Origin of the sequence: Gordonia malaquae (assembly GCF_037148075.1) — a bacterium.
Lineage (GTDB): Bacteria > Actinomycetota > Actinomycetes > Mycobacteriales > Mycobacteriaceae > Gordonia > Gordonia malaquae.
In genome coordinates, this window is record NZ_JBBCUB010000004.1 from 257945 (window position 1) to 276053 (window position 18109).

At 67.5% G+C, this 18109-nt stretch carries 20 protein-coding genes; 2 read left to right on the plus strand and 18 right to left on the minus strand.

Annotated elements, in window-relative coordinates:
• Positions 1–41: 41 nt before the first annotated feature.
• The 3 genes from WFK36_RS15605 to guaB form a co-directional block, all read right to left on the minus strand.
• Complete coding sequence (locus tag WFK36_RS15605; RefSeq protein WP_336792773.1) at positions 42–332, minus strand: DUF4287 domain-containing protein; 291 nt, start codon at positions 330–332, stop codon at positions 42–44.
• Between the two features lie 183 nt (positions 333–515).
• A complete protein-coding gene (locus WFK36_RS15610; RefSeq protein ID WP_008382073.1) occupies positions 516–1679 on the minus strand; it encodes a GuaB3 family IMP dehydrogenase-related protein in 1164 nt (387 codons plus the stop codon).
• Between the two features lie 33 nt (positions 1680–1712).
• A complete protein-coding gene (gene guaB / locus WFK36_RS15615; RefSeq protein WP_008382074.1) occupies positions 1713–3224 on the minus strand; it encodes an IMP dehydrogenase in 1512 nt (503 codons plus the stop codon).
• Between the two features lie 65 nt (positions 3225–3289).
• Here guaB and WFK36_RS15620 point away from each other — a divergent pair, with 65 nt between their 5' ends.
• On the plus strand, positions 3290–3679 hold the full coding sequence (locus WFK36_RS15620; protein ID WP_008382075.1) for a DUF5319 domain-containing protein: 390 nt from the start codon (positions 3290–3292) through the stop codon (positions 3677–3679).
• Positions 3680–3817: 138 nt separating this feature from the next.
• Here the strand turns inward: WFK36_RS15620 and WFK36_RS15625 are convergent, their stop codons facing one another.
• From WFK36_RS15625 to WFK36_RS15635, 3 genes are all read right to left on the minus strand, one after another.
• Positions 3818–4630, minus strand: coding sequence for an anti-sigma-D factor RsdA (locus WFK36_RS15625; RefSeq protein WP_336792775.1), 813 nt, complete (start codon positions 4628–4630; stop codon positions 3818–3820).
• Positions 4627–5202 (minus strand): sigma-70 family RNA polymerase sigma factor, encoded by a 576-nt coding sequence (locus WFK36_RS15630; RefSeq protein WP_336792776.1) that lies wholly within the window; start codon positions 5200–5202, stop codon positions 4627–4629. The genes WFK36_RS15625 and WFK36_RS15630 overlap by 4 nt, the downstream gene beginning before the upstream one ends.
• A 121-nt stretch (positions 5203–5323) precedes the next feature.
• On the minus strand, positions 5324–6262 hold the full coding sequence (locus WFK36_RS15635) for a hypothetical protein (RefSeq protein ID WP_336792777.1): 939 nt from the start codon (positions 6260–6262) through the stop codon (positions 5324–5326).
• A gap of 346 nt (positions 6263–6608) precedes the next feature.
• Between WFK36_RS15635 and WFK36_RS15640 the strand changes: the two genes are divergently transcribed.
• On the plus strand, positions 6609–6947 hold the full coding sequence (locus WFK36_RS15640) for a WhiB family transcriptional regulator (protein ID WP_075051935.1): 339 nt from the start codon (positions 6609–6611) through the stop codon (positions 6945–6947).
• 75 nt (positions 6948–7022) lie between these two features.
• Here the strand turns inward: WFK36_RS15640 and groES are convergent, their stop codons facing one another.
• The 12 genes from groES to WFK36_RS15700 all read right to left on the minus strand — a co-directional run bounded on the left by groES (position 7023) and on the right by WFK36_RS15700 (position 17970).
• Positions 7023–7319: a co-chaperone GroES gene (groES, locus tag WFK36_RS15645; protein ID WP_008379778.1), complete on the minus strand. Its 297-nt coding sequence runs from the start codon at positions 7317–7319 to the stop codon at positions 7023–7025.
• A 159-nt stretch (positions 7320–7478) separates the two neighbouring features.
• On the minus strand, positions 7479–8507 hold the full coding sequence (gene tsaD, locus WFK36_RS15650) for a tRNA (adenosine(37)-N6)-threonylcarbamoyltransferase complex transferase subunit TsaD (protein ID WP_336792779.1): 1029 nt from the start codon (positions 8505–8507) through the stop codon (positions 7479–7481).
• Positions 8504–9001: a ribosomal protein S18-alanine N-acetyltransferase gene (gene rimI, locus WFK36_RS15655; RefSeq protein ID WP_336792781.1), complete on the minus strand. Its 498-nt coding sequence runs from the start codon at positions 8999–9001 to the stop codon at positions 8504–8506. The genes tsaD and rimI overlap by 4 nt, the downstream gene beginning before the upstream one ends.
• Complete coding sequence (gene tsaB, locus WFK36_RS15660) at positions 8994–9689, minus strand: tRNA (adenosine(37)-N6)-threonylcarbamoyltransferase complex dimerization subunit type 1 TsaB (RefSeq protein WP_008379774.1); 696 nt, start codon at positions 9687–9689, stop codon at positions 8994–8996. The genes rimI and tsaB overlap by 8 nt, the downstream gene beginning before the upstream one ends.
• A complete protein-coding gene (tsaE, locus tag WFK36_RS15665) occupies positions 9686–10177 on the minus strand; it encodes a tRNA (adenosine(37)-N6)-threonylcarbamoyltransferase complex ATPase subunit type 1 TsaE (protein WP_336792783.1) in 492 nt (163 codons plus the stop codon). The genes tsaB and tsaE overlap by 4 nt, the downstream gene beginning before the upstream one ends.
• The gene (locus WFK36_RS15670; protein ID WP_336792785.1) at positions 10174–11367 is read right to left on the minus strand and encodes an alpha/beta fold hydrolase; all 1194 of its coding nucleotides are present in this window, start codon (positions 11365–11367) and stop codon (positions 10174–10176) included. Before WFK36_RS15670 ends, tsaE begins: the two co-directional genes overlap by 4 nt.
• A gap of 1 nt (position 11368) precedes the next feature.
• Positions 11369–12529 (minus strand): alanine racemase, encoded by a 1161-nt coding sequence (gene alr, locus WFK36_RS15675; RefSeq protein ID WP_336792786.1) that lies wholly within the window; start codon positions 12527–12529, stop codon positions 11369–11371.
• Entirely contained in the window at positions 12526–13998 is a 1473-nt protein-coding gene (locus tag WFK36_RS15680) for an NAD(P)H-hydrate dehydratase (protein WP_336792787.1), read from the minus strand. The genes alr and WFK36_RS15680 overlap by 4 nt, the downstream gene beginning before the upstream one ends.
• A gap of 11 nt (positions 13999–14009) precedes the next feature.
• On the minus strand, positions 14010–15872 hold the full coding sequence (gene glmS / locus WFK36_RS15685; RefSeq protein WP_008379764.1) for a glutamine--fructose-6-phosphate transaminase (isomerizing): 1863 nt from the start codon (positions 15870–15872) through the stop codon (positions 14010–14012).
• A 180-nt stretch (positions 15873–16052) separates the two neighbouring features.
• Positions 16053–16952, minus strand: coding sequence for a poly(ethylene terephthalate) hydrolase family protein (locus WFK36_RS15690; RefSeq protein WP_336792789.1), 900 nt, complete (start codon positions 16950–16952; stop codon positions 16053–16055).
• A gap of 191 nt (positions 16953–17143) precedes the next feature.
• Positions 17144–17692 (minus strand): hypothetical protein, encoded by a 549-nt coding sequence (locus WFK36_RS15695; RefSeq protein WP_336792790.1) that lies wholly within the window; start codon positions 17690–17692, stop codon positions 17144–17146.
• Positions 17689–17970 carry a hypothetical protein gene (locus WFK36_RS15700; protein WP_336792792.1) on the minus strand — a complete coding sequence of 94 codons (282 nt, stop codon included), beginning with the start codon at positions 17968–17970 and terminating at the stop codon, positions 17689–17691. Before WFK36_RS15700 ends, WFK36_RS15695 begins: the two co-directional genes overlap by 4 nt.
• Positions 17971–18109 lie beyond the last annotated feature (139 nt).

The following is an 18109-nucleotide window of genomic DNA, read 5'->3' on the forward strand; positions in this document are numbered from 1 at the left end:
TACTAATGATCATTGTGACATTCGCGATAGTAAGCCGAGCCTTACCCGACGGGGTTGGATGCGGCGCCGTCCAACCACAGGGTGTCGGACGCATCGCTGTGTGTCCCGCCGGTCCCCACGTGCTTGGCGCTGATCGACGGCCCCTTGGTGATCACGTGGACGATCGCCATCCCGTGCCCCCGACCGAGCTGATAGTCGTTCTTCAACCATTCGAGGATCGGGCCGGCCTTGGTTCCGGGGCCGAACCCCTGCTCGGTGGCCTTCTCGACGAGCTGCCGCGGGGTGAGTCCGGTCTTGGTCTCGACTGCGTCGAGGTACGCCTGGAACGACATGGTGGTCTCCTATGGTCTTTGTGAGTTCATAGGTATAGACCACTGACGCCCCCGAAACTGATCGGTATCGGCGAAAGTCGCTTCGACACGGGTCCTCCGCAACGAGCAGAAGACGCTCCGACTCTCCCAGCTCGTTGAGCGAGCGGAGCGAGTCGAAGCGTCTTCGATTGCAGCGTGAAGAAGTCAGGCGCGGACTGAGAGTCCGACCTTCTGGAACTCCTTGAGGTCGGAGTAGCCGGCCTTCGCCATCGAGCGACGGAGTCCGCCGACGAAGTTGAGGAGACCGTCCGGGTCGTCCGACGGGCCGTTGAGGACAACGTCGAGCGAGGAACGCTCCGACTCCTCGGCCACCTGCAGCAGCGCACCGCGTGGGGTCACCGGATGCGCTGCGGCCGACGGCCAGTACCAGCCCTTGCCCGGTGCCGACGACGCGGCAGCGAGCGGAGTGCCGAGCACCGCGGCGTCCGCACCGCAGGCGATGGCTTTCGCGAGGTCGCCCGAAGTGTGGATGTCGCCGTCGGCGATCACGTGGACGTAGCGTCCGCCGGTCTCGTCGAGGTAGTCGCGACGTGCTGCGGCTGCGTCGGCGATGGCCGTCGCCATTGGAACGCCGATGCCGAGCACCTCACCGGTCGTCGTAGCGCCTTCGGCGGAGCCGTAGCCGACGATGACACCGGCGGCCCCGGTCCGCATGAGGTGCAGCGCGGTGCGGTGATCGTGGACGCCGCCCGCGATCACCGGGATGTCGAGGTCGGAGATGAACGTCTTCAGGTTGAGCGGCTCGGCGACGAGTTCGTCGTCGCCCCGGTCGACGAGGACGACGTGCTCGGCCGAGATGATCGTGCCGTGCACCACGAGGATCTCGGCACCGGCGGCGATGACCGTCGGCGCCAGTTCAGCGGCGTGCTGCGGGCTGACGCGGACGGCGGTGGTGACACCGGCGTCGCGGACCCGGCGGACAGCAGCCGAGAGCAGGTCGTTGCTGATCGGCGCCGAATGCAGCTTCTGCAGGTGGCGGACGGCTGCGGCCGGGTCCGGATTGTTCTCGGCGATGTCGACGAGTTCGGCGATCTTCTCCTCGACGTTCTCGTGGCGCGCCCACAGGCCCTCGCCGTCGAGCACGCCAAGAGCTCCGAGTCGGCCCATCTCGATCGCCGCCTCGGGCGAGCCGAGGGCATCGGTCGGATGGTTCAGGATCGGCGCGCCGAACCGGTAGGCGTCGATCTGCCAGGCCGTCGACACGTTCTTCGACGAGCGCGTCCGACGGGACGGGACGATCGAGATGTCTTCCAGTTCGTACGTCCGACGAGCCGTCCGGCCCATGCCGAACTCGACGAGGTCACGCAACGTTGCGCCCTTTCTTGAGGGTGAAACCGCTGATCAGCGGGTGGTGTAGTTCGGCGCTTCGGCCGTGAGGGTGATGTCGTGCGGGTGCGACTCCTTGAGCCCGGCCGCGGTGATCTGCACGAACTGAGCTTCCTGCAGTTCGGCGATCGTGTGCGAACCGGTGTAGCCCATCGCCGCACGGAGTCCGCCGGTCAGCTGGTGGATCACCTGGTTGAGCGGACCGCGGAACGGGACCCGTCCTTCGATGCCCTCGGGCACGAGCTTGTCCTCGGCGAGGACGTCGTCCTGGAAGTAGCGGTCCTTGGAGTACGACTTGCCCTGGCCGCGTCCCTGCATCGCGCCGAGCGAACCCATGCCGCGGTAGCTCTTGAACTGCTTGCCGTTCACGAGGATCAGCTCACCCGGCGACTCCGCCGTTCCGGCGAGAAGCGAACCGAGCATCGCGGTCGACGCACCGGCGGCGAGCGCCTTCGCGACGTCACCCGAGTACTGGAGTCCACCGTCGGCGATCACCGGAACACCGGCGGCCTTCGCGACGGCGCACGCTTCGAGGATCGCGGTGATCTGCGGTGCTCCGACGCCGGCGACCACACGCGTGGTGCAGATCGAGCCCGGTCCGACACCGACCTTGACAGCGTCTGCGCCGGCCTCGATGAGCGCCTGCGCACCGCCGCGGGTGGCGACGTTGCCGCCGATCAGCTGCACACGACCGCCGATCTCCGCCTTGAGCTTGCCGATCATGTCGAGCACACCGCGCGAATGGCCGTGTGCGCTGTCGACGACGAGCACGTCGACGCCGGCGTCGGCAAGAGCCATCGCGCGAGTCCACGCCTCATCGCCCGCACCGACGGCCGCACCGACGAGCAGACGACCGTCCGCGTCCTTGGTGGCGTCGGGATGCTGTTCGGTCTTGACGAAGTCCTTGACCGTGATCAGGCCGGTGAGCTTGCCGTTGCCGTCGACGATCGGAAGCTTCTCGATCTTGTGGCGACGCAACAGCCCGAGTGCAGCCTCGGCGGACACACCTTCCTGCGCGGTGATCAGCGGCGACTTCGTCATGACGTCGGCGACGGCGCGCTGCTGATCCACCTCGAACCGCATGTCGCGATTGGTGATGATGCCGACCAGATCGCCCGACTCGTTCACCACCGGGAGACCCGAGATGCGGTAGCGCGCACACTTGGCGTCCACCTCGGCGAGAGTGTCGGTCGGCAGCGCCGTGACCGGGTTGGTCACCATGCCGGCCTCAGACCGCTTGACGGTCTCGACGGCTCCGGCCTGAGCCTCCACCGACAGGTTGCGGTGCAGCACGCCCATACCGCCTGCGCGGGCCATCGCGATCGCCATCCGCGCCTCGGTGACGGTGTCCATCGCCGAGGAGACCAGCGGCACACGAAGAGTGATCTCGCGGGTCAGCTGCGACGACGTGTCGACCGCATTAGGGACCACCTCAGACGCCGCCGGAAGCAGCAGGACGTCATCGAAAGTCAGACCGAGCATTGCGACTTTGCCGGGATCATCTCCACCAGTGCGAACTTGCGTCATTTCCCCATCGTACCGAGTATCCGACGCAGGCGAGTTTCCGCCCGGCAATCGGCTACGGTGGAGGTGTGCATGACCAATTCCCCGGACTTCCGCCGGACCCCTTCGCCGACGACCCGAGCGACCCAGCAGCGGCGCTCGAGGGACTCGATCCGGGCATCCCGTTGGACGACGGCGAACGTCTCGCCGTCGAAGAGGACCTCGCGGACCTCGACGTGTACGAACGTCTGCTGGCGCCGCGCGGCGTGCTCGGGCTGGTTGTGGTGTGCGAAGACTGCAACGATGACCACTACCACGACTGGGACATGCTCCGCGCCAACCTGAAGCAGCTCCTGGTCGACGGGACCGTCCGACCGCATGAACCCGCCGTCGACCCCCACCCCGAGGATTACGTCACGTGGGACTACTGCCGCGGCTACGCCGACGCGGTGTTCCGGTACAACGAACCGCGTATCTGACCTTTCGACCCTTCGACTCACGTAGCGAATCTTGAGCGGGCGCACTCAAGGAGCAGTGAGTCCAGAACCGAACGAATGAGGCCACCGCGCTCGGAGCGCGGTGGCCTCATCTTCGAACCCCCGGGGTTCTGTGCGGTGTCAGCCGATCGGGATCGGGATCGTGAAGGTGAACGACGGCACGCTCGTTCGGGTCGGCGGCTTCGACGGCTGTGTCGACGACGACGGCTTGCTCGACGACGTCGGCGGCTTCGTCGGGCTCGTCGACGGCGAATCCGGATCGTCGGTGTCGGACGGCTCCCCCGGATTCGTGGTGTCGGACGGCTCATCGGGGCGATCGGACGGGCTCGTCTGCACCGTCACCGTGGGCAGATTCGGGACACTCACCCGGAGGTCGTTGATCTGGTCACGGAGCTTCGACGCCATGTCCTTGTCGTTGACCGGACCGAGATCCGACTCCGCCTTGCTGATCAGCTCGCGAGCCTTGTCTTCGTCACCGGCGCGGAATGCGGCTTCGGCGGCGCGCAGATTGTCTTCGACGTTCACCCTGGCCTGCGTCTGCTCGGCCTGCTCGGAGAACACGACCTGCTTCACGGCCCACAGCGGATCTCCGGGCTCGGCGCCTTCGGACAGCACCATGAGGCCTGCGCCCAGGACTGCCATGATCGCGGCTGCACCGGAGACGATCCGGAGGCGACGCGACAGGGAGCCGCGGCCTTCCCGAACCTTCATGGCGTCGTCGATCTGCGCGAGAGTCGGCTCGGCGGGGATCGGCGCACTCAGCGCGTCCGACCGCCACGCCGTGATCATCACGGCAAGGTCGTATTCGACGTCGTCGGCGACCGGCGTGGGCCGTCCCGCCGCGAGATCGTCAATGAACGTGTCGTCGCGGCCGACCGCTCCGACATCGATGGGGCCGGAATCAGCATCACGCGGTTCTCGCCAGTTGCTCATCGACGCCCACCTCCCTGATTCACTAGTTTCTTGAGTTTCGAGAGCGCACGGTGCTGTGCCACTCGGACGGCGCCCGGGCTGGAGTCGACCATGTCGGCCGTCTCCTCCGCGGACAGTCCGACGACGAGTCGGAGGACCAGGATCTCTCGCTGCTTCTCGGGCAGATGCTCGAGAAGCAGTCGCATCTGGCGGCCTGCGTCCGCTTCGAGTGCGGACTGTTCGGGGCCGTTGGCGAAGTCGACGGTCTCGGGGAGCTCGTCGACTGGATCGGCTTTGATGCGGGAGGCCGATCGCATCGCGTCCGCAACCTTGTGGGAGGCGATGCCGTAGACGAATGCCATGAACGGGCGACCCTGGTCTTGGTACCGGGGCAACGCGGTCATCACAGCCATCAACACCTCCTGAGCCACATCGTCAGCGGAGAACAAGTGCCGTTCACCGGCACCCATCCGTCCCCGGCAGTAGCGCAGAACTGGTTCACGCACACTCTCGAGGACTGAGCTCAGCGCATCGCGATCGCCTTCAGCGGCCGCCTGGACCGCTTGGCCCAACGCATCACCTGTCAGTTTCATCGTCCATCGAGTCTCGAAGTGTTACGGATTGGCAAAGATAGTTCTCCGGCGCAATCGGGTGCGACGAAGGGCCGCGGCGTCGGAGATCCACCGGTCCGCTGTATCGACCAGACACTGGTGTTCATGCACCCGTTGCAAATGACATGCCGAGAAATGACATCGATGTGAGCAGATCCGACGCACGATGCGACGCGCCGACGTCAGCAGGGTCGATGCCCGCGAGCATCGTGGCGGCCGCCCACTGCAGTGGGAGCAGTCGCCTTTCGGCACAACGCTTCTCGACGTCACGAGCCCGAGCGACGGCCACCTCGAGCCGCCCGTTGGCGGAGTCGACGGCAGCGCCTATCAGGTCGGTCTTGATGCGATGGCGCGGTGACGGCGAGCCCGCCGCCAGTTCGTCCGCGCGTGTCGCCCAAACAGACGACGACGCGGCGTCTCCCGAGTACAGGGCGTGTTCCGTCCGAACCCACGCGTGCCGGAGCGCCACCCGTGGAATCGTGACCCAATTCACTGTTGCAGACACGGGAAACGACTCGAGTTCGTCACCCACACGGGTCAGCAGACGATGGGACGCGGCGAACGCACCGATACCGAGATTGTCCGCGGCGAGGCCGATGAGCCCGTCCAGCCACGCCGCCTTCGCCCACAGATCGTCGCCGTCCGCAGAATGTCCACGCCTGAGGCGATAGGCGGACATTGGCGACGTCGTACGCGCGGTGGCGTGCACATTTTGCGAGACGGCAGTCGCACATGCCCGACCATCGTCCACTCGGGCGTCGGAGTGGCGGCCCGACTGCCTGACAAGCGATCCACGTGTGGACGCCGCAAGACTCTGCAGGATCGGCGACCGCGGATCGAGCTCCCCCAGGACCGCCCGCGCATTGGCGGCACGTCCACCCGCACCCAAGGCGACGGCTCGCGCCCAGCGATCGGCGCCCGCAGGCGCATCCGACCCCAGATCGTCGACACCGAACGCCTCACGCACCCATCGCTCACCAGCCAACCGCATCGAACCGCCTTCGAGAAGAGTTATGTGCGCGATGAAGGAATGCCGCGACACCTGATAATTAACTTCATGTAACAACGAGTGACAATATGATGGATGGATTCCATCATCGGTAACCGTTCATTCGTCTGTAATTCACCTTGGCGCCCCCGGACGGACCGGCGCATACGCTTGACCGAGGTTACCGACCGAGCGCCACACCCCTCACAAGCAGGCCCATACGACCAGGTAGAGGCGACGAGATGTCCGATCAGTTGTGACCTGGATTGCATTTTCCATGGGTTCGTGACGACCGCAGTCGAACCACCGTTTGTTCACCGAACGACGTCGATAACGTGTCGAAAAGCCTGCGAATCGGGGTTTGACTCACTTTTCATCAACGCCCTACCGTTGCTGGCAGATGCAGAATGCGTCGCACGAGAATCACGTCAGGGAGAGAAGATTGATCACCACGCTCGACCGCCTGCCTGGACCTAATTCCGATTTCTGGGATTGGCAGATGAACGGCAGCTGCCGCGGACTCGACTCCTCCGTGTTCTTCCATCCCGAAGGCGAACGGGGCCAGGCACGCACCCAGCGCGAACGCCGGGCCAAGCAGGTCTGCGGCGCATGCCCCGTCCTCAACCAGTGCCGATCGCACGCACTCAGCGTCGACGAGCCGTACGGCATCTGGGGCGGCATGACGGAGTCTGAGCGCAATCTTCTCCGCCGCCGTTCTCCGCGCCGCCTCGCGGGCTAGGGCTCGGCCACACACGACGAAGAACGCCCCGACCGGAATCCGGTCGGGGCGTTCTGCTGCGTCGGGAAGGCTGTGTCAGCCGACCACTGCGAGGATGTCGCGTGCAGAGAGGATGAGGTACTCCTCGCCTGCGTACTTGACCTCGGTGCCGCCGTACTTGCTGTAGATGACGACGTCGCCCTCGGCGACGTCGACGGGGACGCGGTTGCCGGCTTCGGTGACCCGACCCGGGCCAACTGCGATGACCTTGCCCTCGGACGGCTTCTCCTTAGCCGAATCCGGGATGACCAGACCGGAAGCGGTGGTCGTCTCGGCCTCAACGGCCTGCACCAGGATCTTGTCCTCTAGCGGCTTGATGTTCACGCTCGCCACGATGTCATTCCTTCTCTTCGTGTTACCGAATAACGTTCGCGGCTCTTTGTATCGGTGCACACGTCCGCGTCGTCGCGGGTGCCGTGGACGGTGCACCAGAGCCATCTAGCACTCTACCCATGGGAGTGCTAAACCATCAAGGTCGGGCGGGAGTTTCGCTCACAGCTTGCTGATCTGAACGCTCATGCCGGGATCGGTGGCCACCGTCAGCGGCGACGCGGGCGCGCCGCCGCCGATGACGTGTGCGCCGAGTGTCGCGACCATGACACCGTTGTCGGTGCACAGACGAGGCTTCGGAACGCGGAGTTCGATGCCCGCGGCCGCAGTCCGTTCGTCGGCCAGTGAGCGGATCCTGGAGTTGGCAGTCGCACCGCCGCCGAGCACCAGCGTCGAGACGTCTCGTTCCCGGCATGCGCGGATCGCCTTCGCGGTGAGCACGTCGGCGACCGCCTCTTGGAACGACGCGGCGACATCCGGAATCGACACCGGACGTCCCGCACGGACCTCACCTTCGACGAACCGGGCCACCGCGGTCTTCAGTCCGCTGAACGAGAAGTCGTACGGGGCGTCGCGCGGGCCGGTGAGACCCCGCGGGAACTTGATCGCCGCCGGGTCACCATCCCGCGCCGCGGCGTCGAGCGCCGGGCCACCGGGGTATCCGAGATCGAGCAGACGCGCGACCTTGTCGAATGCTTCCCCCGCCGCGTCGTCGACAGTGGTGCCCATCTCGATGAGCGGTTGAGCGAGGCTGTCGATGCCGAGGAGGTGGGTGTGTCCACCCGAGACGAGCAGTGCCACCGACGACGGCATCGGGCCGTGTTCGAGCGTGTCGACGGCGACGTGCCCGCCGAGATGATTGACCGCGTAAAGCGGGACGTCCCAGGCCAGTGCATAGGCCTTGGCCGCGGCGACGCCGACGAGCAGCGCACCGGCCAGACCGGGACCGATCGTCACCGCGATCGCATCGGGACGATCGATCCCCGCCGCCTCCCTCGCACGAGTCATCGTCGGGACCATCGCCTGCAGGTGAGCGCGCGACGCGACTTCCGGCACCACGCCGCCGTAACGCGCATGCTCGTCGACGCTGGACGCGACCTCGTCGGCGAGCAGCGTGGCCGTCTCGCCGTCCCACGAGACGACTCCCACGCCCGTCTCGTCGCACGAACTCTCGATGCCCATCACGATCACGGGCGTTCCTCCTGGTCAGACATGCCGCCGGCAGGCCGCACCATGGTGAAGGCGTCGGCCCCGGAGGGCTGATAGTAATTGCGTCGGGTTCCGACGACGCGGAATCCGCTGCGTTCGTACAGGTCGATGGCGGGCCGGTTGTCGGTGCGGACTTCGAGGAAGGTCGGCGCCGACTCCGCGTCGGCCACCGCAAGCATGGTCTCCAGCAGGGCCAATCCGTAGCGGGCTCCACGGTGTACCGGATCGACGGCGATCGTGTGGATCTCGCATTCGCGTCCGCCGACGGGACCGAGCACGCTGATGCCCGCGTATCCGGCGACCGGTGCGCCCTCCGCGGTCCGCACCGCGAAGTACCGGTTGTGCGGCGCGCGCAGCTCGGCGACGAACCCGCTCAGCGGCCACGGCGACTCGTCGGCGAAGATCGAGGCTTCCAGTTCCGCGCACCGCGGAAGGTCGGCCTCGGTCAATGCGTCGATCACAGGCAGGTCACTCACCGCCGGTCACCGGCAACAACGACTTCCGGCGCTGATCCTTCAGTTCCACCGCGTCCGGACGGCGCAGGTAGAGCGGTTCGAGAGGGTGCGCTGCCTTTCGACTCACGTCGCGGGTCGAAAGGGCCGTCACGAGTCCGGCGGCGGTGGGGGCGATGAGCTCGCGCGAGTCGGTGTGATCGATGGTCTGGAGGAAGCGCTGCGGTCCCACGAGGGTGGCGTCGCCGGTCTCGAGGTCCGCGGGCGCGAGGACGCCCGGTCCGTCGATCCGTTCGGCGCCGCGGTACCGGGCCCAGTACACCTCGCGTCGGCGGGCATCGGTGACGACGAGCGTCTCGCCGTCGAGTGCGGCGTCGACGGCGATCCCGTCGAGGGAGCACACACCGTGGACGGGAAGTCCGAGCGCGTCCGCGTACGCCGACGCAGTGGCCATGCCGACCCGAAGTCCGGTGAACGGACCGGGGCCCACTCCGACGACTACCGCGTCGAGGTCGCTTCCCGCAATGCCCGCTTCGTCGAGCACCTCACGGATGAGGGTGGTCAGGATCTCGGCGTGCCGTCGGTTCTCGGTGATCGAGCGTTCAGCGAGCGTCGTGACATGATCGCCCTCAACGCTGACGACACCGGTGACGACCGCTTCGGTCGCCGTGTCGATCGCCAGTACTCTCACCGGATCGCCTGCAGTCGTCATGTGGTGCTCACCCACTCCCACACGGCGTGCCGTGTCTCTGTCTCGTCGTCGCGGCGCAGTCGCACCAGCAGATGTTCGTCTGTCAGACGCTCGGCGACGCCCTCCCCCCATTCGACGACCACCACGCTGTCGGCCAGGTCGGTGTCGAGGTCGAGGGCGTCGAGGTCGTCCAGGGTGGCCGTGCCGTTCGCGTCGGCCAGACGGTAGGCGTCGACATGCACCATCCCGGGCCGCCCGTCCGCACCGGGTGCATGTTGTCGGGCGATGATGAACGTCGGCGACGACACGCGTCCGACAACCCCGAGTCCGGCGCCGATGCCGCGGGTCAGGGCGGTCTTGCCTGCGCCGAGCGGCCCGTCGAGGATCACCAGGTCGCCCGCACGCAGGTCGGCCGCCAGTTCTCTACCCAGAGCTTCGGTGTCGGCGGTGTCGGGCAGATCCCGGCGTCCCCCTCCGCGATGCCCCTCTCCGGGGCGCTGCGCGCTCACGGACGTGACCTGATCTCGTCGCGGCGCGCCGTGCGCCACGGCATCACCGGGCGGCCAAGCGCGACTCTCGAACGGTTCACGAGGTCTTCGATACCGTCGGTCACCAGCTCCGGATACTCCATCGGCAACATGTGCCCGCAGCCCTCGGCGACGATGAGCCGCGAATCCTGCCCGAGCTCGGAGTACATGGCCACCGAGTTCGGCAGCGGCGTGAGACGGTCCATGTCGCCGCACATGACGACAGACGGGACCTGGGCGATCACCGGCAGCGCCGTCACCTCGTCGTGACTCTCGAGGACCTTGAGGAAGTTGACCATCGTCGCGATGTGCGTGTTCTGGATCATCGACTCGACGGCCCGACCCGCGGACGGACTGTGATAGTCCGGACCGAAACTCGCGGCCACCAGCACCGGTTCCACCACGCGGCGGGTGATGCCGCGACCGGCCTGCACCGCACGCGGAATGTAGCGGACAGACAGACCCAGCGCGTCGACGATCGGGTTGTTCAAGCCCTCACCGAGACCGGCCTCGGTGATGCCGCGGGCCGCGGTCGAGACGAGCCCGACACCGGCGATCCGACCGCCGTGACCGAACAGCTTGGGATGACGCCGAGCGAGGGACATGATCGACATGCCGCCCATCGAGTGGCCCACGAGGACAACCGGTCCCGTGGTCGCCATGGTTCGGATGACGGCTGCGAGATCGTCGCCGAGTTGCGCCATCGTGGAGGTCTCCGCCGCCGACAGGTCGCTGGCGCCGTGTCCGCGCTGGTCGTAGAACACCATCTTGATGCGGCGGTCGGCCCACCGCTGCGCGAGTGCGTAGCGCTGGAAGTGCCACGAGGCCATCCGCAGGGTGAATCCGTGGACGAAGATCACGGTGAGTTCCGGCGTGGACGTCCGGCCCCACGGTTGCCCGTCGTCGGTGTCCGGACCGGTCACGAACGACCGGACCGCAAGTGCCACGCCGTCGTCTGCGGTGACCGTCGACGACTCGTCGCGGTAGATCTGCTTGAAGTCGATGCCCTCGTTCGGGTCGACGCCGCCGATCTCTTTGCGTGTCCTGCGTCGCCGGATCACGCCGCCTGCGGCCTCTGCCCCGAGCGAACCGACCTGGGTCAGCCCGGACCGCCACGCGGGAGTCCGCTTGGCGGCCTTGGGTTTCCGCTTGAAGATCTTTCGCTGCGCCATGTCAGCCCTCCTGAGTCTGTCCGGACGGTCCGCCGACATAGCGGCGTTCCGGTCGCGAGCCGATACGCGAGACGATCTCGTAGTCGATGGTGCCGAGTGCGTCGGCCCAGTCGGTGGCGGTGGGAACCCGTTCGCCCGGCGCTGCCGTTGCCGGACCGAAGAGCACCGCGCGGTCGCCTTCGGCGACGCCTCCGCCGTCCGGGCCGAGGTCGACCACGAACTGGTCCATGCAGATCCGACCGACGTTCGGGAACAGTCGATCCCCGATGTGCACCTGGAGGCGACCGGACAGCGAACGGGGCACACCGTCGGCGTAGCCTGCGGGAATCACCCCGAGGACGGTGTCGGTCGGAGCGTGCCACGTGTGGCTGTACGAGACACCCTGGCCCTGCTCTGCGTTCTTGACCAGCGATACCTGTGTTTCGAGGGTCATCGCGGGGACGAGACCGAAATCGCCCATCGACGGGATCGGCGAGTAGCCGTACACCGCGATGCCTGGTCGGACCAGGTCGCGGGCCAGATCCGGTCGGGCCAGCGCGGCAGGCGAGTTCGCCATGTGCACGATCCTCGGCCGTGCTCCCCGCTTGGTGAGGTCCGCCACGGCGGCGTCGAGCCGCTCGGCCTGCACATCGTTGAACGGATTGTCCGGCTCGTCACCGAACACCAGATGGCACATGACGCCGCTCAGTTCCACCGCGCCCTCGGCGACGGCCGCCGCCACCGCGGACGCCGCGGCGTCCCACTCCTCGGCGGCGACACCGCTGCGCGCCAACCCGGTGTCGACCTTCACGGTGACGATCGCCGTCGTCCCGGTGGCACGCGCGGCAGCGACCACTGCGTCGAGTTGCCGCGGCGAGCTGATTCCGATGTCGAGTCGATCAGCGACGGCGCCTGCGAAGTCGGAGTCGGGGCGGTGCAGCCACGCCATCACGTGACCGTCGACGCCGCCCGCACGGAGCTCGCGCGCCTCACGAATGCTTGCGGTTCCGATCGCGGCGGCACCGGCATCGAGCGCGGCTTTCGCGACGGGCACCGCGCCGTGACCGTATCCGTCTGCCTTGACCACTGCGATCACCCCGGCACCCGAACGTTCGCCGAGGACCCCGACGTTGTGCGCGATGGCGTCGAGGTCGACGGTGGCGATCAGATTGGCGGTTGTCATCGAGTCCATTGTCGCAAACGCAGGAGTTCACGCAGAGCCGGACGGATCGCCGCGCCCAGCTCGGACGCTCCGATCGGCGCTCCCCCGCTGGCGTGCGCCGCGGCGCGGGCGTGAACACGTGCTCCGGCGACTCCCGCGACTCGCGGATCGACGCCTGCGGCGAGAAGTGCGCCGATGATGCCTGCGAGTACATCGCCCGACCCGGCGGTCGCCGCCCACGACGAGCCGGCGTCGGTGCCCGCGGTGACTCCGTTCGGATCGGCTACCAGAGTCGCCCGCCCCTTGAGCAGCACAGATGCGTTCAGGTCAGCGGCGAGACGCCGGACCGCCGCGAGCCGATCGGTGGCGACGAGTTCTACGGCCTCGCTACCGACGGCGGTCGCTATTCGGACGAACTCCCCTGCATGCGGGGTGAGGAGAGTGGGCGCCGTCCGTTCTCGAACGACGTCTCGAACGTGTTCGTGCGCGGCCAAGACCGTGAGTGCGTCGGCGTCGACAAGCACCGGCACGTCGTGAGCGAGGACACGTTCCAGCAGTTCTATGCTGTGTGCGTCTGTGCCGTATCCGGGGCCGACCACCCACGCCTGGACACGCCCGGCGGCACCGAGGTCGGTCACGGCGACCGCTTCGGGCGTGCTCGCCAGGACCTGCTCGACAGCCGGCCCCACGTAGCGGGTCATTCCCGAGCTCGCCGCGATGGCGGCGCCGGTGCACAGGACCGCAGCACCCGGATACTTGGCCGACCCGGCGATCACTCCGACGACTCCCTGGCTGTACTTGTCGTCGTCCGGACCGGGAAGCGGCCACAGATCCGCGACCTCTGCGTCGGTCGGACTGGTTACCGCGGGTTCGCTCCATCCGTGCGATGGCGTGATGCCGATGTCGGCCACCACGACCCGGCCGCAGTTCGAGGCGGCGAGGAGATGGGCGATGCGGTGCACGCCGAAGGTGACGGACACGTCGGCGCGCACAGAAGGCGCATGAACGACGCCGGTGTCGGCGTCGACGCCGGACGGCAGATCGACTGCGACGATCGGGACGCGCCGCACTGCCAGTTCGGCGACGAGTGCGCCTGCTTGTTCTCGCAGCGGACCGCGACCTCCGAGCCCGACCACCGCGTCGACCGCGAGGTGAACCCGTTCGGGCAGATGCTCGGCGACTCGGCCCCCCACGCTGAGGAAGTCAACGAGACCTGCCTCGTGGACTCGACTCGACGTACGTACCGCGACCACCCGGACGCCTCGCGCGGCCAGATGACGGCCCGCGAACAGCGCGTCGCCGCCGTTGTCACCCGCGCCGACCAGCAGGACCACAGTTCGCCCGTACACCGCTCCCGTCCGCAGTCGGAGTTCGGTGAGCACCGTCGACGCGACCGCGTGGGCCGCCCGCGCCATCAAGGATCCCCCGGCCCATCCGACCGTCGCCTGCTCGGCCGATCTGATGGCATCAGCCCCGTAGTAGGAGGTCACGGCGGAGGAACCTATTCGACGGTGACCGACTTGGCTAGGTTGCGCGGCTTGTCGACGTCGTACCCGCGCGCCTGCGCGACAGTGGCCGCGAACACCTGCAGCGGGACCGTCGAGACGAGCGGCTGCAGCAGCGTCGGCGTAGCCGGGATCGGAATGAGGTGATCGGCGACGGCGGCGGCTGCGGCGTCGTCCGGTTCCGCGATGACGATCGTCGTCGCACCACGTGCCTGGATCTCGCGGATGTTGCTGACCATCTTGGAATGCAGCAATGCTCGGCCGGTGGGCGACGGCATCACGATGATCACCGGCAGACCGTCCTCGATGAGAGCGATCGGGCCGTGCTTGAGCTCGCCCGCCGCGAAGCCCTCGGCATGGATGTAGGCGAGTTCCTTGAGCTTGAGCGCACCTTCGAGAGCCACCGGGTAGCCGACGTGGCGGCCGAGGAATAGAACGGTGTCGGACGAGGCGAACGAACGCGCCAGGTCGCGGACCGGTTCCATCTGCTCGAGCACCTTCTCGACGGCCGCCGGGATCTGCTCGAGCGCCTCGAATTCGCGGACGACCTCGTCCTGGTACTTGGTGCCGACGGCCTGCGCGAGCGCGAGGCCGACCATGTAGGCGGCGGCGATCTGTGCAAGGAAGCACTTGGTCGATGCGACGCCGATCTCGGGTCCGGCATGCGTGTACAGCACGGCGTCGGATTCACGTGGGATCTGCGCACCGTTGGTGTTGCAGATCGCGAGGACGCGCGCCTTCTGATCCTTCGCGTGACGAACGGCTTCGAGGGTGTCGGCGGTCTCGCCGGACTGGCTGATGGCCACGACCAGTGTCGACCGGTCGAGCACGGGGTCGCGGTAACGGAACTCGCTCGCCAACTCCACTTCGACGGGCAGGCGAGTCCAGTGCTCGATGGCGTACTTCGCGATCATGCCCGCGTGGTAGGCGGTGCCGCACGCGACGACGAACACCTTGTCCACGTCCCGGAGGTCTTGATCGGTCAGTCGCTGCTCGTCGAGCACGATGCGACCGTTCTGCAGGTGTCCGAGGAGAGTGTCCGAGAGCGCTGCGGGCTGCTCTGCGATCTCCTTGAGCATGAAGTAGTCGTAGCCGCCCTTCTCTGCGGCAGCGAGGTCCCAGTCGATGTGGAACGGGGTGCCACCGGTGACGACTCCGTCGAAGTCGGTGACGGTGTAGCTGTCCGCGGTGATCACGACGACTTCGTCCTGGCCGAGCTCAACAGCCTCGCGAGTGTGCTCGATGAACGCGGTGACGTCGGACGCGAGGAACATCTCGCCGTCGCCGACTCCGACCACGAGCGGAGTGGACCGGCGTGCGGCGACGATCGTGTCCGGGTGATCGGAATGGGTGAAGACCAGTGTGAACGCACCTTCGAGACGGCGCAGCGTCGAATAGGCGGCCGCCACGAAGTCGCCCGAGTGCTCACCCGAGTTGTACTCGCGTTCGAGCAGGTGGACGGCGGTCTCGGTGTCGGTGTCGGAGGAGAACTCGACGCCCGAGTCTTCGAGTTCGGCACGCAGCGGCGCGTAGTTCTCGATGATGCCGTTGTGAACGACGGCCAGTCGGCCGTCGTGGCTGACGTGCGGGTGTGCGTTGCGGTCGGTCGGCTGGCCGTGGGTGGCCCAGCGGGTGTGGCCCATGCCGGTGGTGCCGGTGAGTGCGCCGGGTCCCACCTCGGCGATCTGCTTGTCGAGATTCTCGAGGCGACCGGCCTTCTTCTCGACCGTGAGGCCACCCTCACCGTCGAGGATCGCAACACCGGCGGAGTCGTATCCGCGGTACTCCATGCGCCTCAGGGCGTCGACGACGATGTCCAGCGCGGGACGCGAGCCCACGTATCCAACGATTCCGCACATAGTCGTTAAGACTACCGGCCAGGGTGTGTGTCCCGACTCGCCGCTCGGGATTGGCGGATCAGATGCGCGTCCGGCAAGGCGGAGGAGGGAGGGATACCGGCAGGTATCACGACCGACGACAACGCCGCGGGGCGTGCATCTGGCCGCCAAGACCGCGCGATGCGAGTTGGGACACACACCCTACTTACGGGGCGGCTTTGCACCGAGGAGTTGTGAGAGGTGATCGAGTTCGGCGGGCTCGGTGTCGGCGACAGGCGTCGCGATCGCGTCGCCCGTGGTGGCCTCGGGATCGGAGAACGCGGCGTAGCGGTCGTCCCCGGTGAGCGTATGCAGCAGGTATCCGGTCAGTTGGGCACGGACCGGGCGGTGCGTGGCCTTGTCTGCGCCGTTGACGCCGATGAACGACTTCAGACTGCGACGTTCGAGGAGGCCCCGGTTGTCGGCCGCGGGGATTGTGCGGAACACCACATCGCCGCCGAGTGCGTCCGCGACGGCAAGGGCGTTGCTGGTCATCGAGTCGATTTGTCCGCCCGCGGCGAGGACCAAGGATGCCGCGGTGACGGTCGACGCCGTCGGCAGCAGGTCAGATGTGGTCGGCGACGGGAACACCGCGGCCAGGCTGCGCAACCGGACGGGCGGGCGGCCGAGGAGCACGGTGTCCGATGCCGCGCGGATCGCTGCGGCTGCACCAAAACCGTGACCTGCGACGGCGACGCGGTCGGGGTCGACGCTGATGGTTCCGTCACCCAATTGCACACTCTGCAGAACGGTCACCGCGGCCCGGAGGTCGGTGGCGAGCTCCACGTCGGATGCGAACACTCCCGTCTCGCTGTCGGGTGCGGCGACCACGATTCCCCACGATGCGAGATGGAATGCGAGGTCGCGGTAGCGACTGCTGGCGGCGAGCCAGTCGTGCGCAAAAGCGACGGCCGGCAGCTTTCGGCCGGTGCGCGGCGCGAAGATCTGCCCGCTCATACCGACGATGCCCAGGTCGCCGCGGTCCACCTTGTGGGGTCCGCGTCGTGCGAGTTCTGTCATCAGCTTGTCGGGCGGCGGTGCCGCCTTCTTCTTTCCGGCCACGCACTCAGCCTAGTCAGCCCTCCGGACGGCGGGCGCGAGAAGCCTCGGGAGCGGCGCGTCGGGGTCAGCGGGCCTGCACCGCTCAGGTTTCTGCGACGCGACGGTTCGGCTCCGTTCCCGGTACCGATGTTCCGCGGCATCGAACTCGGCGGCCGCTCGGCGCCGTGCCTCCTCGACGAGATGGTCGATGCTCATCGGTCGCCCGCCAGAACCAGTTCCCCGGGTGACGCAGTGAGTCCGGCGATGTCGACGAGTGCGGTCGACGCGGCCCGTCCGGCGGCGTCTGCGTATTCCATGCGGGCGATCAGTTCCGCGCGGAGGTCGTCGGACGACGCCGCTCCCGCCGCCACGATTGCCGGGTCGGACACGATCGTCATCGTCCGGCGGTACCGGATCAGGACGTCATCGATCGTGGTGACCGCATGCGCCAACTCATCCGCGCACACGGTGAGGTCGGTGATGGCGTCCGCCACTCGTCCGGTCGTGGTCTGCGCGGCGGTGTCCGCCGCCCGGCCGCCTCTGCCCAGCCAGTCGTCTCCGAGTGTCCGACTCGCCGCTCGAACGGCTCCGGCGTCCAGCCGTGTCACAACCGCGCGGAGGCGGGCCGCGTCTGCCGCGAGTGCGACGGCGTCGAAGGCCACCACGTCCTGGTGCGGCGCGCGGACTATCGCTTCGTCGAAGGTGATCACGCCGAGCCGGGTTCCCTCGTCCAGGACGGAGACGAAGTCGTCGATCGTCATCGTCGACCCGCTACGACGTCGGCTGCGATCTCGTCGGCGGCCGACAGCTCCACGACCTGACGCCGAAGCCCCGTGGTGAACGCGCCGACATCGGATGCCGCGCAGTCGAGTCGATCGGCGATGTCGGCGATCCTGCCGGCCAGCGGGTTCCCCCGACCGTCTCGCCACCACTCACCGAAGCCTCCCGACCTCAGCTCGGCGACGCAGTCGGCCGCGGCATCGGCCAACGCCACCTGCCGCGCAGCTCGCGACTGCAGAGCATCGACGTCCACTCGCACGTCTGACGAAACGTTTCCCCTCATACTCGTTAGACGCACAGGAGTTGTGCCCGGTTCCACAACACGCCGTGAGTCCCGCGTGACTCGGCGGCACGACTGAAAACGTCCCCCAGAGGCGGCTCCGAGGGCGATTCGCCCT